Annotated in this window: 14 protein-coding genes; 1 reads left to right on the forward strand and 13 read right to left on the reverse strand. The window is 40.5% G+C overall.

The features are described from left to right. Positions 1-314 precede the first annotated feature (314 nt). The 11 genes from NST94_RS26235 to NST94_RS26285 all read right to left on the reverse strand — a co-directional run bounded on the left by NST94_RS26235 (position 315) and on the right by NST94_RS26285 (position 12,365). Positions 315-1,658, reverse strand: a complete 1,344-nt coding sequence (locus tag NST94_RS26235) for a HAMP domain-containing sensor histidine kinase (RefSeq protein WP_339281437.1) — start codon at positions 1,656-1,658, stop codon at positions 315-317. Then, positions 1,659-2,327, reverse strand: coding sequence for a response regulator transcription factor (locus tag NST94_RS26240; RefSeq protein ID WP_076128780.1), 669 nt, complete (start codon positions 2,325-2,327; stop codon positions 1,659-1,661). It lies immediately after the preceding gene. 28 nt (positions 2,328-2,355) lie between these two features. After that, complete coding sequence (locus tag NST94_RS26245) at positions 2,356-4,317, reverse strand: ATP-binding cassette domain-containing protein (RefSeq protein ID WP_339281438.1); 1,962 nt, start codon at positions 4,315-4,317, stop codon at positions 2,356-2,358. 207 nt (positions 4,318-4,524) lie between these two features. Further along, entirely contained in the window at positions 4,525-4,668 is a 144-nt protein-coding gene (locus tag NST94_RS26250) for a hypothetical protein (RefSeq protein WP_162636847.1), read from the reverse strand. A gap of 16 nt (positions 4,669-4,684) precedes the next feature. Further along, positions 4,685-5,203 (reverse strand): DinB family protein, encoded by a 519-nt coding sequence (locus tag NST94_RS26255; RefSeq protein WP_076128815.1) that lies wholly within the window; start codon positions 5,201-5,203, stop codon positions 4,685-4,687. A 168-nt stretch (positions 5,204-5,371) separates the two neighbouring features. Beyond that, positions 5,372-6,028, reverse strand: coding sequence for a response regulator transcription factor (locus NST94_RS26260; protein WP_248549609.1), 657 nt, complete (start codon positions 6,026-6,028; stop codon positions 5,372-5,374). Then, a complete protein-coding gene (locus NST94_RS26265) occupies positions 6,006-8,387 on the reverse strand; it encodes an ATP-binding protein (RefSeq protein ID WP_339281439.1) in 2,382 nt (793 codons plus the stop codon). The genes NST94_RS26260 and NST94_RS26265 overlap by 23 nt, the downstream gene beginning before the upstream one ends. Positions 8,388-8,524: 137 nt before the next feature. Then, positions 8,525-9,274: a CPBP family intramembrane glutamic endopeptidase gene (locus NST94_RS26270; protein WP_339281440.1), complete on the reverse strand. Its 750-nt coding sequence runs from the start codon at positions 9,272-9,274 to the stop codon at positions 8,525-8,527. A gap of 743 nt (positions 9,275-10,017) precedes the next feature. Next, complete coding sequence (locus NST94_RS26275) at positions 10,018-11,250, reverse strand: glycosyl hydrolase family 8 (protein ID WP_254847763.1); 1,233 nt, start codon at positions 11,248-11,250, stop codon at positions 10,018-10,020. Positions 11,251-11,488: 238 nt separating this feature from the next. Next, entirely contained in the window at positions 11,489-12,025 is a 537-nt protein-coding gene (locus tag NST94_RS26280) for a DUF2812 domain-containing protein (protein ID WP_076185471.1), read from the reverse strand. Between the two features lie 16 nt (positions 12,026-12,041). After that, the gene (locus tag NST94_RS26285) at positions 12,042-12,365 is read right to left on the reverse strand and encodes a PadR family transcriptional regulator (protein WP_339281441.1); all 324 of its coding nucleotides are present in this window, start codon (positions 12,363-12,365) and stop codon (positions 12,042-12,044) included. Positions 12,366-12,502: 137 nt separating this feature from the next. Between NST94_RS26285 and NST94_RS26290 the strand changes: the two genes are divergently transcribed. Beyond that, entirely contained in the window at positions 12,503-12,673 is a 171-nt protein-coding gene (locus NST94_RS26290) for a hypothetical protein (RefSeq protein ID WP_155288200.1), read from the forward strand. Between the two features lie 79 nt (positions 12,674-12,752). Here the strand turns inward: NST94_RS26290 and NST94_RS26295 are convergent, their stop codons facing one another. After that, positions 12,753-13,751 carry a globin-coupled sensor protein gene (locus tag NST94_RS26295; RefSeq protein WP_076137072.1) on the reverse strand — a complete coding sequence of 333 codons (999 nt, stop codon included), beginning with the start codon at positions 13,749-13,751 and terminating at the stop codon, positions 12,753-12,755. Positions 13,752-13,972: 221 nt separating this feature from the next. Next, complete coding sequence (locus NST94_RS26300) at positions 13,973-14,302, reverse strand: four-helix bundle copper-binding protein (protein WP_076128792.1); 330 nt, start codon at positions 14,300-14,302, stop codon at positions 13,973-13,975. Positions 14,303-14,304 lie beyond the last annotated feature (2 nt).

The raw sequence follows: 14,304 nt of genomic DNA on the forward strand, positions 1-14,304 counted from the left end.
ATATAAGCTAATACTTATATTCTAGTGAACTTACCATTGGGAATCAAGAGTTAATTTTTAGCGGGCTACCGTCCACTCATGCTCCAACATACTGAACATCAAAGAATCCAGGCATCAGGATGGACAATATAGCCGAATTCACCGCTTCTGTCCGTATGGCTTCTAATATTTAATTCAATCATGCCGATCAAATGTTCAGTTCCTACTGCAACTATGGCTTGCGCGAACCGAGTTCTGGGAACTTTTTGAGAGTCTTCTATTGCTTGGTTCACAAATGAAAGGGTCTGCGTTTGCCTTAAGCTTCAGCCCGTTAACTATTCATAGGGTTGAGAGACAGGGATCGAGACAATAAACTGAGTTCCTTCCCCAACCTTGCTCTCCACTTCTATTTTACAATCATGCATTTTTAGAATTTTTAATACAATAGATAATCCAAGTCCATTCCCTTTATGAACGCTGCTCCGCGCTTTATCCACCATATAAAAACGATCAAAAATGCGGGGCAATGCTGCCTCTGGTATGCCTTGACCAGAATCTTTAATAGAAACCTTCACACACGCTATAGAACGCTCGATTTCGACATGAATGATACCCTCTTGGCTTGTATATTTTATAGCATTATTGATTAGGTTTTGCCAGACTTGATCAAACAAATCTTTATCCACCGTAATTTGGCAGGGTAATAAATCCAATTCTATCTGAATGTTTTTCTGTGCCCATTGTGGCTCCGCCAGAACGATCGCTCTTCTTAACTGTTCATCCAGCTGAAAAGTGGTGAGATTAACCGGATGATGTTCTGAATCAAGCGAGGCTAATCTAAGCAGATTGTCACTTAGGCGGGATAAGCGCAACGTTTCCTGATAAATAATATCCAGATGTTCTTTTTGCTCTTCTACTGGAACGACACCATCTTGCAGCGCTCTAGTAAACCCTCTAATGGACGTAAGTGGAGACTGCATTTCATGGGACACATTGCTGACAAAATCATCACGAACTGAATCTATCTTTTGCAGCTCACTAGCCATATGATTAAAGCTTTCCATCAGTTCCCCGAACTCATCTTGATTTTTATGCGTCAAGCGCACAGATAAATCGCCTGATGCCATTTTTTTAGCTGCTTCCGTCAGACGTTTGATAGGCTTAACAATGAATCCGGACATCAAGAGAATCAGTAAACTTCCAATGACTAAAACCGTTAGAAGTGTAAAAAACACGTTGCGTCTGAATGTGATCAAGCTCGACGAAAAATCAATTTTAATGATGAGCGCAGCTTTCTCCTTATCTACAATGGGAACGCCAACAATAGCAACACCAGACTTATCATTAAGCATCACTGCGTCTGTGGAATCTGGCTTAAATAGAGCGGCAACCTTCTCCTTATCCACTGAAAAAACAGCATCACTCCACTCATTCACTCTCACTTTCGCAATATCGACCCCATATTTATTGAGCAGTTTAGTAAATGCCTGTGCTTTTTCCGGATCATCGATTAGGGTAAGCACTTTGGCTACGTCTCCAGCTACTCTAATGAAGATATGGTTTGGGGTCACATTATTTTCGGAAAACCGTACATTTAGCAAAAAAGAGATCATTAAGCTGACGATCACAATCCCAATGAACGTAATGACAATACGCAGACGCAGGCTTTTTTTCAACATTCAGGCCAACTCCAGACGGTATCCAAGTCCTCTTACCGTAGAAATAATTAGCTCAGGGATCGATTCCAATCTTTCTCTCAGACGTTTGATATGCACATCTACCGTACGCTCGTCGCCTTCATAATCGACACCCCAAATATTCTCTATGAGCTGAGAACGCGTGAATATTTGCCCTGGCGAACCCGCCAGAGCAAATAACAACTCACATTCCTTTTTCTTCAACTCCACCGTTCTCTGAGCCGTAACAACGTTCAAATTCCCCAGATCAATCATCACTGCGCCTAGTTGAATCACACTCGAGGAGGTTAAATGATATCTTTTTAATAGTGATTTTACCCTCAGGACCAATTCTATGGGATCAAACGGTTTGACTAAATAATCATCTGATCCGGCATTAAATCCTCTGACTTTGTCCTTAGATTCTCCTCTAGCTGTAACCATCAGAATTGGAATATCGATATAAGATCGGATATCTTCGGTCAATTCAATACCATCTACATTTGGCATCATCACATCTACAATCACCAAATCGATCTTTGTATGCGCTAGAATGTCTAATGCCTCTTGACCGTCTGCTGCTTCCACTACGGAAAATTGGTTTTTTTCAAGATATAATCGTATTAATCTACGGATATGAGAATCATCATCCGCCACTAGAATCGTGTTCATCTCTCAATTTTCCTCTCCGCTAACCTATTTATTCATATCGTAGAGATTCCATTGGATCCAGTTTGGCAGCCTTAGAGGATGGCATCAAACCTGCGATAATACTAATCAGGGTACTCACAACGATCCCAAATAACACATAATAACCGGATAGATTAATAAGTTTCACTCCAAAAGCATTGTCCAAGAGAATATTTAACACATAACTAATGACAATGGCAAAGAGTACCGCAAAGATACCGCTGAATACACCTAATAAAGCTGATTCAGAAAAGAATATACGTTTGATATCTTTTTTCCTTGCGCCAATTGCCCGAAGAATCCCAATTTCCTTAGTCCGTTCCACTACACTGATATATAGCACAACCAATATCATGATCCCTGATACAAGAAGTGAAATCCCGGCAATACCAGAGAGAACTATAGTAACCATATTCACATAAGTTGTGATTCGCTCCATGATTTTTGCCGATTGAGAACCTGAGAACCCAGCATCAACAGCGGCTGCATTAATATCATTCACATATTTCATATCGGTTGCAAAAGCATTAACTTGAATTGGACCTATTGTAATCCCCTTGTCAGCATACATTTGCTCCAAAGTCTGCGCTGGAAGATAACCCGTGGGTTGCATTTGCGCTCTTGGATCAGTGCTTTCATAAATACCAGAGATAGTGACTTCTTGTTCCAATGTGATCGGTTTATGCTTAGCATCCATTTCATTAATATATAGATGAATCGATTTCCCTACCAAAGACTCTGGACTGTCGTTTCCGCTTAATTTACTAGCCGTTTTCACGGGTAATAATATCTCTTTGCCCTCTGGAAAAGCCCCTGCGGTAATCGTCTCTTTAGCAAAAGCATCCGTTAAGGTTGTTAATTGTGTAAGACTAACCGTCTGATCTGCATAAACCATAGTAGATTTGCCCGAAATGGAAGTGATGGTTTCTACATAATCAACATTTGGAATATTTCGGATGGTTTCAATATCGGCAGCCGTAAACGTTTCGCCGGGCAACATCATTGCCTCTGGACCTTGCATGCCTTTAGCTTCTTCACTGGGTTTAGTTATATCCACGAGTAAAGGATCCATACTTGAATTAATTTCGTCATTCATATAGTTCGTAATTCCATTCCCTAAGGAAAGCATCAACAGTACGCTTAAAATACCAATAGACCCACCCAAAGCTACCAATACATTACGTTTGGCGTTGAGTTTCATGTTCTGCAGAGCCATTTTAAAAGATGCAAATAAACTGAGATTCCGGGATGACCCCTCTCCTCCATCGTAACTAATCAAAGAGCGGTCCTTTAACTGAATATCATCTTTAATCCGTCCTTCTTCCACCTTTACGATACGGGTACCAGAGTCGGCTACTTTCTGTGAGTGGGTCACGGTAATGACCAATATCCCTCTTTTGGCTATGCTGTCCAATAAGGCTAAAATTTGATCGCCGGTATCCTTGTCCAAGGCCCCTGTAGGCTCATCTGCCAAAATAATATCAGGATTATTCGCTAGCGCGCGGGCGATGGATACTCTTTGCTTCTGTCCACCGGACAGCTGATTGGGACGTTTTTTCAGGTGCTCTTTCAAGCCTACCTCAGTCAAAATATCTATAGCACGTTTATTACGGTCCTTCTCACTGGTATCCGTCATCTGCATCGCCACTGTAACATTCTCCAAAACTGACAGATGCGGGATCAGATTGAAATTTTGAAAAACGAAGCCAATATTGTTCTTGCGATAATCATCCATTTCCTTTTCGGTCATCGTGCTTAAATTCTTTCCGCGGACAAGGACCTCGCCTTCATAATCGGAGTCCATTCCCCCAATGATGTTCATCAGTGTGGACTTTCCGCAGCCAGACTCACCTAGAATAGAGACGAATTCACCTGTCTCAAAGCTTAGATTCACATCATGGAGTACTGGCACCTTTTCTTTACCGTACAAAGTATATGATTTCTTTACATGTTTAACTTCTAATATTTTCATTTATTTCTCTTCCTCTCCTGGTCATGCTCTATATCTCTTTTGATGTTTCATATCCTAACAAATTTGTGTGAACTGATAATGAACTGGATAGCCACATGGAAGAGTCAGAGCTACAGCAGATATTTAGGTTAAGCAATATAAAAAGGCGAATTCACACTCAAAATGAGTGGAACTCGCCTTTTCTATTCGGCTTATTTTCAAAAGAAATTAGTGCATGAGGTAATAAGCTAATCCTCCAACTTGTTTTCCGGCGTAATAAACGATGTCTATAATCACCACTGTTAATACAAATTTCGAGAGCAGCGGATATTTCTTAAATAAAGGCTTTATATTTTTCTCTATGTACTCCATTCGCGCGCCTCCTTTCTTAAGCTAGTGCTCTTTTTCGGATCAGCCTAATCTGGCCTCTATGATTGATTTCATCCTCAAAAACGTGAAACCACATAAAATAGTAGTTCGCAGGTTTGTTATGCCAGAATTCCTCTTCAGTATATAACCAATTATCATCGACGGTTGCGAATAATTCATAAGTCTTTTGTCTAACTTCATTTAGGCGATCTAAATAATAGCTCAGGTCATTTCCCTTAATATTGGCTCGTCCTTCGTCTCCTAAATTTAATGCTGGCCCCCATCTTGTTAGCTCTTCTTCAGACAAATCTCTTTGCTCAAACGTTGCCACTTGATATGCATATTCTACAGCAGCGTAGTGCAATAATAACGCTCCAATAGAGTTACTCTGAGCATCCAATAAATAATCCAGTTGTTCCACAGTTAGACCCTTAACGGCTTCTAATGTTGTATATCTTGCATAGTTCATCATGGATAAAAGTCGGCTGATTTGCGGGGAGTAACCTGGGATATCTGTAATCAAAAATATTTGGTTCATGTCAATCATATGGATGTTCCTCCTTGATTTCTTCAGAATAATACTCTAAATACCTGAATGGTTCAGAATTATGAATTACAGGTAATGACGATCAAGATGCAAAAGTGAGGTACTTAACACCATGAATAAAACTAACAAAACTATGTATTGGGTTGTATGGGCTTCAACTTAGAAAGTCTCCATCCTAACAAGACCTAGTCGTTTACCCTCAACAATAGCCTCGGATCTGGAATGTACACTAAGCTTCTCAAAGATTCTCGTCAAGTTATACTCTACAGTCCTTTGTGACATTAAAAGCTTGCTGGCTATGTCTTTATTGCTTTTTCCACTAGCTACTTCTTGGAGTATTTCCTGTTCTCTTTGATTAATGGACACTTCCTCAAGCAGCCGATTATCCCGGTGATTAGAAATCTTGATATCATTTCTTCGTAGCTGTTTAAGTAAAGACACCGGAATGACCGCCTCATTCCTCAGTGCACAACGAATAGTATTTAACAACTGTTCCCGGGAAGCTGTTTTAGAGATAAATCCTATGACCCCTGACTCCATCAAAAGATTATAATGAGCACTGATCTCATATCCGGTATAAATCACCACTTTAGATTCAGGATCACGTTGAACGGCTCTTTTGGCGAATTCAAGTCCGCTGATCGTAGGCATGTTGAGGTCGCATAAGATCACATCAAATTCTTGTTGCTCCAGCCTATCCAAAGCTTCCATCGCTGACAAAACAAAAGTAACCTCCATATCCGCGTCCTGCTCAATCATAGTTTTGGTTCCTTCTCCGACTGAAGGATGATCATCAACCAACAAGATACGTATCATCGTCATCGCCTCCTCTGTGCTTTTCTTCTACAAAAGCCATTGTCGGTAAATAAATAATAACCTCCAGTCCCTTCCCTTTCTCCGAGGTAAAAGTGCACTCCCCCTCTAAGCTAGCAACACGTTCTTTGATTCCAGACAGGCCCATATGCTGAAAAGATTCCCTGATATCAACTATATTCATGCCAATCCCATCATCCTTATATCGAAAATAGAGGTGCTCTTGCTGGTCCAGCTCAATTTCAATCTGATTCGCCTTGGCATGTTTCCCGGCATTCCGCAGGAGCTCCTGTACTATTCGATACAACGCAATCACCAGGTCTTCACTTAGCTCACCAATCGGACTGGATGTAAAGGTGATAATGTAGTTGGACTGCAGCTGGGCATACTCAAACAATAGTTCCAGTGCCTTCACAATTCCGGTCTCTCTTAGCAGCGGTGGACGCAGTTCATTGCAGGTCTCCCTAATCTGATATATCACATCCAGAAGTCCCTCTTTAATCTGAAGCAGCTCTGGCAAAATATCCGCCTCAATATCATGATCGGAGATCAGTGTTTCCAGCCTGCGAAGCCAAATGAGCTGATCCTGAAGAGCAGAATCATGTAAATCCGCCGCCAGCTTTCTGCGTTCTTTCTCTGATAAGTTAAAGATCAGGCGTAGAACCCATGGTGCTGCATGTAGCTCTTTTTTCATCTCTGCTTCAAGGTCTTCAATCAAGCCTTCAATAAGATATAAATTCTCATAGACAATACTCGCATAATTTGCGAGGGTATTTAACCAGTTAAGCTCATCCGAATTAAGCTTTGTATGGTTCTTCTTATGATCAATCCAGAGGAGATGAAATTTTTTTTGGTGACGTCCGATTACGAGTAAGATCCCCTGTTTGAGTTGAACTACTTCTCCTACCTTAAAAACTGGAGATTTCGATACAAATTCTATGTTGATCTCTTGGCCCGAATTGTCGACTATTTGTTCGAGGTTACTCATATCCTCATCTCTCTCAAAAAAAGCAGACCGACTAACCGGTAAAATCTCATTGATTTCCTTGTAAATTGCAGCCTCCAAATCAGACCGCATCATAACCTTGGAGATTTGCTTCGAGAATCGCTCCAGACTACCTTGATAATGATAAAGCTCACGGAACAGTTTAGGCCGGAAGTAATAATCTATTTTCTCCTTAAAGAATAAAAAGATTGTAATAGATAAATATACAACCAAAAACATCTGAATCCATTTGATCCAATCATACTCTTGCCTGCTCTGAATGATCGCAAGTACGGCTACAATCATTAGCGCCGGAAAAAAAGCAATTAATAAATAATATTTAAACCGATTAAAAGCGAAATCAATATCAAATAGTTGCCTAGCCGTCAGCAGATAAAAATAAGTAACTGGCATCAAAAACAAAAAGATCGTAGTAATTTCGTAAGGAATCAGGTTGACCCCAACAGCAATGGGTGCAGCTGAGAAGAGAACAAACGGTGTAAACGCAAGGATTTGTCCGGTAAGCATAATTTTAAACATCGATTTAAGCGCTGTGCTTCGATAAGTAATGTATAAATATAGCAGCTTAAATATGCTGTAAAAAATCCCAAAAATAAAGAACCCAATAATAATTAACCTTATAAAGGAATACAAAGATCTATCCCAGGAGTAAACCATTAGACTGGAGGTGGAAAATAGGCTTAGTAAAATGACCAGGCCATAGTATATTTTGATTACAGTAGTAGATAGAACTAATACATCAAATCGTTTCAGATATACTTGGAGAAAGTGAATAAAAACCAGTGGAATTAAAGGCAACACGCTACCCATCGCGATTCTACCTATAAGATCAGATCTACTTGAGGCATATCCCGCAAAGTAAGTTATTCCGACTAATAAAAAGAATAAAATCAGCAGCTCTGCTGAGCGATCCCCGCTTTTCCTGCGGTATAATAGAAGGCTTAACACTGCCAAAAAAACAAATGTCGCTCCAGGGACTACAAGCTGGGTAAATGTATGATAGATGGAGGACTTATTCTCAATATCATAATGCAAAGCAAGTGGAGCCCCCCCTTTGGAGTTACGAAGAAGGCCAACGGATTGAACCTGAGTTAAGCTTCCATATCTCACAGCTTCATCCACTTTATCAATCGGTTTCCCATTAACCCGTAATAAGATATCCCCTTCCCTTAGATTCTGTTTATACCCTTCGCTTGAAACGTCTGCCTCAGCAATATAATATTGCCCTTCTTCATTCTGCTCCAGACCAACGCCAAGCAAGATGTTAGAGTGAATGACCCACACAAAATGAATAATAAGAAAAACAAAAATGCAAAGTAACCCTGATATGAATAACTGGCGGAGTTTTACTGTCATTTCAAATCCCCCGAACGAACAAAATTATACATATCTCTATTCTTATTTGGTATTCCCCTACCATTTTATATGAATCACAAAGGAAATTATATACTTTTATGCATGATATTCCTTCTCCTCTAAATATCCGCATTGAATTATAGCTCTATCCTGGCTTTTTGCTGGTTCACTCTGTGGTTTCGATCCAGAATCCATATAGCTGCGCAGCCATATAAAATCACTGGAACCCAACCACTCTCCCCGGCTACATACTCCAACATAGGTGAAGAACTGACAGTAATATTGTGCAAAACATTATCTACAGCATTATTAGTTCCGTGTAAAAGCACTGCCGGCCAAATACTACCGGAGGTCAGACGCAGTTCATTTATAATGATGCCCGCAAACATAACAGATAAGGTAAAGAGCACCACCACGAGCCAGCGGCTTCCAGAGGAATGATAAGCACGCGGCCCAAGAATCGCCGGATAATGCCATATAGCCCAGATTAAGCCCATTGTTACACTAGAACTTACTCTTCCCATCCATTGAAAACGCGGGAGCAGCCAACCCCTCCAACCGATCTCTTCCCCCAAAGCAGATAATGAACCAAGAACAATGTAAACGAGCAAATATATAGCAGTCTTGATCCATGAATCTGGAGAAATTAAGCTTGAGTTCCATCCCATCCAATAGACAGCATATCCCGCTCCCAGTGAACCTAAGGGAATAACTAAAGCCAATATGTATTCTTTGCCTCCCCTAATTTTGAAGCCCAACCTTCTCCATCCCTCAGCACTGTATCCATCTCTCACAATCAGAAACATCATGATACATACTGTGAAAAAAGGAGTAAATCCATACAGACCTTGCGCCGATTCCGGAAGCAGCAACATCCCTAACGCCATTGCCCATACGATAATAATAAATAGAAGAGATTGTTTCTTGTCTGAGAGCAATATTATCACCTACCCTTTTTAGATATAAGGAACTATATCTTCCTATTTAATCCAATTGTATATAACCAGGCAGGACGTTTCACCGAAAACAACGTTCGTTAAAACCACAATTCTTTTGCGGTACTGCATATCTGTATGCCGCAAAGTCTTCAGTAAGGTTGTCCTAAAAATAGTGAAATGGTGTGCGATGTGCGATGTGCGATGTGCGATGTGCGATGTGCAGCGTAAGTGTAAACTAATTAGGGAAATACTCCCTGAAAATAGCCGATTTTGGCTCTAAAAGGACGGAATCAGGGAATTCCTCCCTAATAATCAGGGGGATTTCTTTATTAGTTACTGAATCGGCCAAAATTCAGGGAAGTTTTCCCTAATTATAAGTCTGATGAACAGAAATCTCTGAATTTTAGGGAGAAATTCCCCAATTGCTGTATAAATGCTTCACTTATTGCATCATTTGGAGCATCATTAGGTACGCTCCATGATTCAATTGGTTATCAAATAAAGGATGCTCCGCCGTAACATTAGAGATCAGGTGGCTTTACTTTTGCCCCTAATCTACTGAAGCAAACAGTAGTTGACCAAAAATGCAGAACAGCGATTCCCCGATATTAGGAGAATCGCTGTTCTGTTTGACTTTTATGGTTTTGGGCATGAACGTTTTGGGGACAGCCTTTTTCTAACTATACGTTATCTTAATAGGTCCACCAGTTACCAGACATAACGATCATCGAAAACAGCTTGATGCTGTCTTCATAGTAATCTTCTGCAGCACTGCTTGCTGTGTGGCTCCAGAGAGAATTCAACCAGCTTTGGTAAGTTGATGAGGTCATCGCACTGACTCCAAATGGAGCATAGAAGGCACCGCTATTGTAACTTCCAAATACGGTTCCGTTTAGCTTGTACCCATCTTTTATACTACCAGGTGTACTGCTTACTTTAGTCTTAATCCAGCTATTCATCTTATTGAGCTGCGTAAGCGCCCTGCTGTCTCCAGTAATCAAATAATCTGTTGCGATCCGCCATGGGGTACGACAAGAATTGTAATTGTAATTCCCGTCATTGGCATCCTCAAGGAAATTCGCCGCAGCAGGTTTATACACACCCCCAGAGTAAACTACGAAATCAGGCAAGAGCCCAGTGCTAGAGCTATAACCCGTATAAAGGCTATTTATAATCGTGTACGTTTTATCGATAACATTCGTCCAGCGGGTATCTCCTGTAGCCTGTTGGAATGCTTTTAAATGATTTAGCATGAAATCAGAAGGTCTAGTTGCCGTATTATACGAGCCGCTATTCGCCCAGTCACCTAGACGGATCGTCCACTGTGTCTGGTTAATCTCATTGTCCATAATCGCATTAATGATATCTTTTGCAGCTTGTAAATAATTGATCGTCCCACTACTTCCCCACTGCTTGTCCGCAAGCAGCAATGAGAACGCTATATCCATATCTCCATCTGTAGCAGAGTCCTCGCCTTCAATATTTTGAAAGCTGCTGTTTTGCTTCCAGGACATCAAATAAGGGTTAATTGCACTTGGGTGAGCCTTGTAATAATTATATAAGCCGTCAAAATAAGTCTGAGCATTGCTGTCATAACCAGCCATCAAAACTGTGAACAACATCCCGTAACCATGTGCTTCAGATACCGTTTCTCCATCTGAATTATACTTAACGTAATATTTGCCAGTGCCAGCTGGTTTGAGATAGGCCGTTTTCCACGCATCCCATTTGGTCTTCACTGAATTATCCATACTGGTCTGGGTTACATTGTTTGGCTTGATAGATCCACTCGTGTAGGTGGTATGTTGCGGAAAAGGTTTGTTCACTGCTGCAAACGCGGAACCGGCAGGAAGAATACTAATTACCAAGCATACGACAATAAGGCTTTTCCAACTCAACCTAAGCTTTGCATCCTTCTTCATCATTCATTGCCTCCTCTTCAATTGTGGTAATAAATTTGAAAGAAAACAGCAAGCTAATTCGTATTCGCTATCATTGTAATACAGAATATGGAATTAATATATAAGCAATTCCATTAATAGATCATTAGTACTATATATCTGAGACTTAGATTTGTTCTCACTCCTCAACTAAAAAAAGGATGGTTCCACAACCAACTTCATTCATGGCTGTGCAAACATCCTTTAGATAAAAATCCATTCGCTATTCTCGTAATTTATTCAATTTGAATCGATACGCAATGTATGGAAGACCCGGAAAGACCAACATACAAAGTGTGACCACTACTAACACCAGGCTGATATTCCTCACGATCTCAGGTAACCATCCATTAACGCCCAAGATCGCTAGGAAGATAAAAGCAATCAAAGCTATAAGCAATGGCAAGGCTACTTTGCCCATCGTTTTCTTTTCACGTTCATATTTGTCAATGAGGGTCCCTGTGTCCGAGTAGATAGGCGCCGTACCTGCAGCTGCCCGAAAGATATGAAACCCATTTCCGGCAGAACAGACATAAGTCCATCCGGCATCTTCAAAAATCAAATAATACTCCTCATCGACATTTGTGTGATAATCTACACTGTACTCAAGATTCTGAGGATCTCCCTTTCTTAACTTATAACCCAAAGGTGCAAAGCTCTCCAGGAGCCAGCCCCCTTTGGCATACTTACTCAATTTCTGCATATCTCCTTTTTCAGTAAAAGCTAAGCCCCCGCTGGTCACATATTTTGTATTCTTCATGCCTATTCCCCACCTTTTATTTGAGAATTTGTTCTGCATGTCTAATCATTTCTTTTCGGCGCTCTACTTCTTTTCTTAGCAATCCAATCCCTTTTTCCGTTGCAATATACGTTTTTCGTTTTTCGTCCTCTTCTTCTTTATACAGCTCAATAAATTCAGCCGCTAGCAGCTTCTTAATGGTTGTATACATGGAAGCAGGCCCAATTGAAAATTGATTGTTCGTCATCGTTTCGATTGATTTCATAATCAGATATCCGTGTTTGGCTTCGACTAAAGACAAGAGAATATAAAATGCAGTGTCTGTGAGCTCTCCCATTTCCAATGAGTCCGTTCTTGACACTTAATCACCTCCTCATATGTATCATTAAAAGATATATCATTAAATGAACTATATCTTTTAATGATACACTTGTCAACTGCTGGCATAAAATTAAAACTACCTTCTCATACTAGGTGAAGAATATGGAGGTGAATGTCATGCCCAAAAATAGTGCCAATCCCAAAGAAGCTCCAGGAAAACATCAACCAAGTAAGAAAAACAATGCGGAGAATAACAACAATTTCAATGAAGCCGCTCAGATGGTGAACATCGATAAGGCTGCTGATTATGTGCCCAGCTTAAACGGTGTCTCCAAAACTGATGTTTAAGCTATACCGCTAATAACTTCTTCAAACAAAAAAACACTCCTCAGATTTTTCTGAAGGAGTGTTTCAATCCGTAGCAGTTTCATTTCAAGCTCTCTAACTCAGCAGTCACTTTTTCAATTAAGTTCACGAAGGAAGCCAGCTCTTGAGAGCTTTTGACCTGATCCTTGGAATACATGGAGTTGTGTTCCGATTCTTTTTTCACCTTGGAAAGGGTGGCATTGATATTGTCGAGTTTCTGGTCAATGGTTACCAGTGAATCCTTTGAGCGACGGGCTAGCTTACGAACTTCATTAGCCACAACTTCAAAACCTCTTCCAAACTCCCCAGCTCTGGCTGCTTCAATAGCCGCATTCAGGCCTAAAAGATGCGTATGATCAGCCACTTCTCTAATCATCGTACCCACTTGATGAATAGACTCCACCTCTTTGTCCAAATATAATACCGTTTGATGCGTTTTCTCTTGATAATCAGCATTTTTACTAGCTAAACTTTCTATCGATTCACTGCTATCCTTTAATTGAACCATCAAAGATACCAGCTCCTGAACGGCTGAACTCACTCCTGTAAGCAGGTGATTTTGCTTCTCCAGCAAGTTTTCTATTTTTGCTTTTTCATCCACTTCATAGGCTTCAAGAACGAGCTGTGAATCGAGATTAAACATCTTGGTTAAGGCATGGATAACAGGCTTCCACTCGTTTGGTAATATCCGTTCAAAATAAGCAGTAGCCAGATCCAGATATAATATGTACGTCCCCAAATACCAATTCGTTGTTAATCCAATACGGGAATGGATTTTCCCGATAAGCAAACGTCTTTCAATAAATGCTTCATCGATCACACCAGCGGCCATAGATAAAAAATACCACTGCTGTGTTTCTTTCAATCGATCCAGTGTACTGTGCTGCTCAATGATGTGGAGCAGTTCTGGCTCCATCGTCATCTGTTTATACAGCTCCTCAACCAATGAGCTAACGATTAAGTTGAATTCTTTCTCCTTGCTTTTTAATAATTCTAAATCAGCCTCAGTAATCCCTATATAGCTAACTTGCTGGAGTCGTTCTGGACTAAGATTGATCATACCGTCGTTAACATCCCTCTCATAACTGTTTATTTTTCTCAGCCATCCCCTATGGCATCTATATCTCTTGATTATAAAGGTATTATTTCAATAAATTTTAACACTATATTTACATATATTGCTTAATAATTTTACAAAACCTCACTAGTTGCCCTTAGATTTGGCTTCCTATTCATGAATAAAGGGCTGCCGCAGCAGCCCTTTCAGTTTCAAGCTTTAATTTACGCCGCCATTTCACGGCAAACTTTTGCACAAGCAAAACAAGCTTCTGCACATTGCTGGCAATGTTCATGATCATGCTTTTGGCATTCGTTGCCGCAGGCTTCACAAGCTTCTGCACAAGCTAAACAAATCTCTGTTGCATATTTACTGTTCATCGACATGGCATGAGCTGCAAACTCGCATATATCTGCACATTCACGATCCAGGCGAATGCACTCCTTCATCATCCCCACATGATCCTCATCCAAACAAGCTGAGTAACAGTGATTGCAAGCTATCATACATTTTAAACACTCATCGATACACTCTTTGTAGTTTTGATGTGCCATAA

It is taken from the genome of Paenibacillus sp. FSL H8-0282 (genome assembly GCF_037963825.1).
GTDB classification, from domain to species: Bacteria; Bacillota; Bacilli; order Paenibacillales; family Paenibacillaceae; genus Paenibacillus_AQ; species Paenibacillus_AQ odorifer.

Bases quoted from the DNA above. Each gene is read 5' to 3' on its own strand.
- NST94_RS26270 (WP_339281440.1), bottom strand. From the start codon at position 9,274: ATGGCGTTAGGGATGTTGCTGCTTCCGGAATCGGCGCAAGGTCTGTAT.
- NST94_RS26275 (WP_254847763.1), bottom strand. From the start codon at position 11,250: ATGATGAAGAAGGATGCAAAGCTTAGGTTGAGTTGGAAAAGCCTTATT.
- NST94_RS26260 (WP_248549609.1), bottom strand. From the start codon at position 6,028: ATGATACGTATCTTGTTGGTTGATGATCATCCTTCAGTCGGAGAAGGA.
- NST94_RS26265 (WP_339281439.1), bottom strand. From the start codon at position 8,387: ATGACAGTAAAACTCCGCCAGTTATTCATATCAGGGTTACTTTGCATT.
- NST94_RS26250 (WP_162636847.1), bottom strand. From the start codon at position 4,668: ATGGAGTACATAGAGAAAAATATAAAGCCTTTATTTAAGAAATATCCG.
- NST94_RS26245 (WP_339281438.1), bottom strand. From the start codon at position 4,317: ATGAAAATATTAGAAGTTAAACATGTAAAGAAATCATATACTTTGTAC.
- NST94_RS26300 (WP_076128792.1), bottom strand. From the start codon at position 14,302: ATGGCACATCAAAACTACAAAGAGTGTATCGATGAGTGTTTAAAATGT.
- NST94_RS26280 (WP_076185471.1), bottom strand. From the start codon at position 12,025: ATGAAGAATACAAAATATGTGACCAGCGGGGGCTTAGCTTTTACTGAA.
- NST94_RS26235 (WP_339281437.1), bottom strand. From the start codon at position 1,658: ATGTTGAAAAAAAGCCTGCGTCTGCGTATTGTCATTACGTTCATTGGG.
- NST94_RS26295 (WP_076137072.1), bottom strand. From the start codon at position 13,751: ATGATCAATCTTAGTCCAGAACGACTCCAGCAAGTTAGCTATATAGGG.
- NST94_RS26290 (WP_155288200.1), top strand. From the start codon at position 12,503: ATGCCCAAAAATAGTGCCAATCCCAAAGAAGCTCCAGGAAAACATCAA.
- NST94_RS26240 (WP_076128780.1), bottom strand. From the start codon at position 2,327: ATGAACACGATTCTAGTGGCGGATGATGATTCTCATATCCGTAGATTA.
- NST94_RS26255 (WP_076128815.1), bottom strand. From the start codon at position 5,203: ATGAACCAAATATTTTTGATTACAGATATCCCAGGTTACTCCCCGCAA.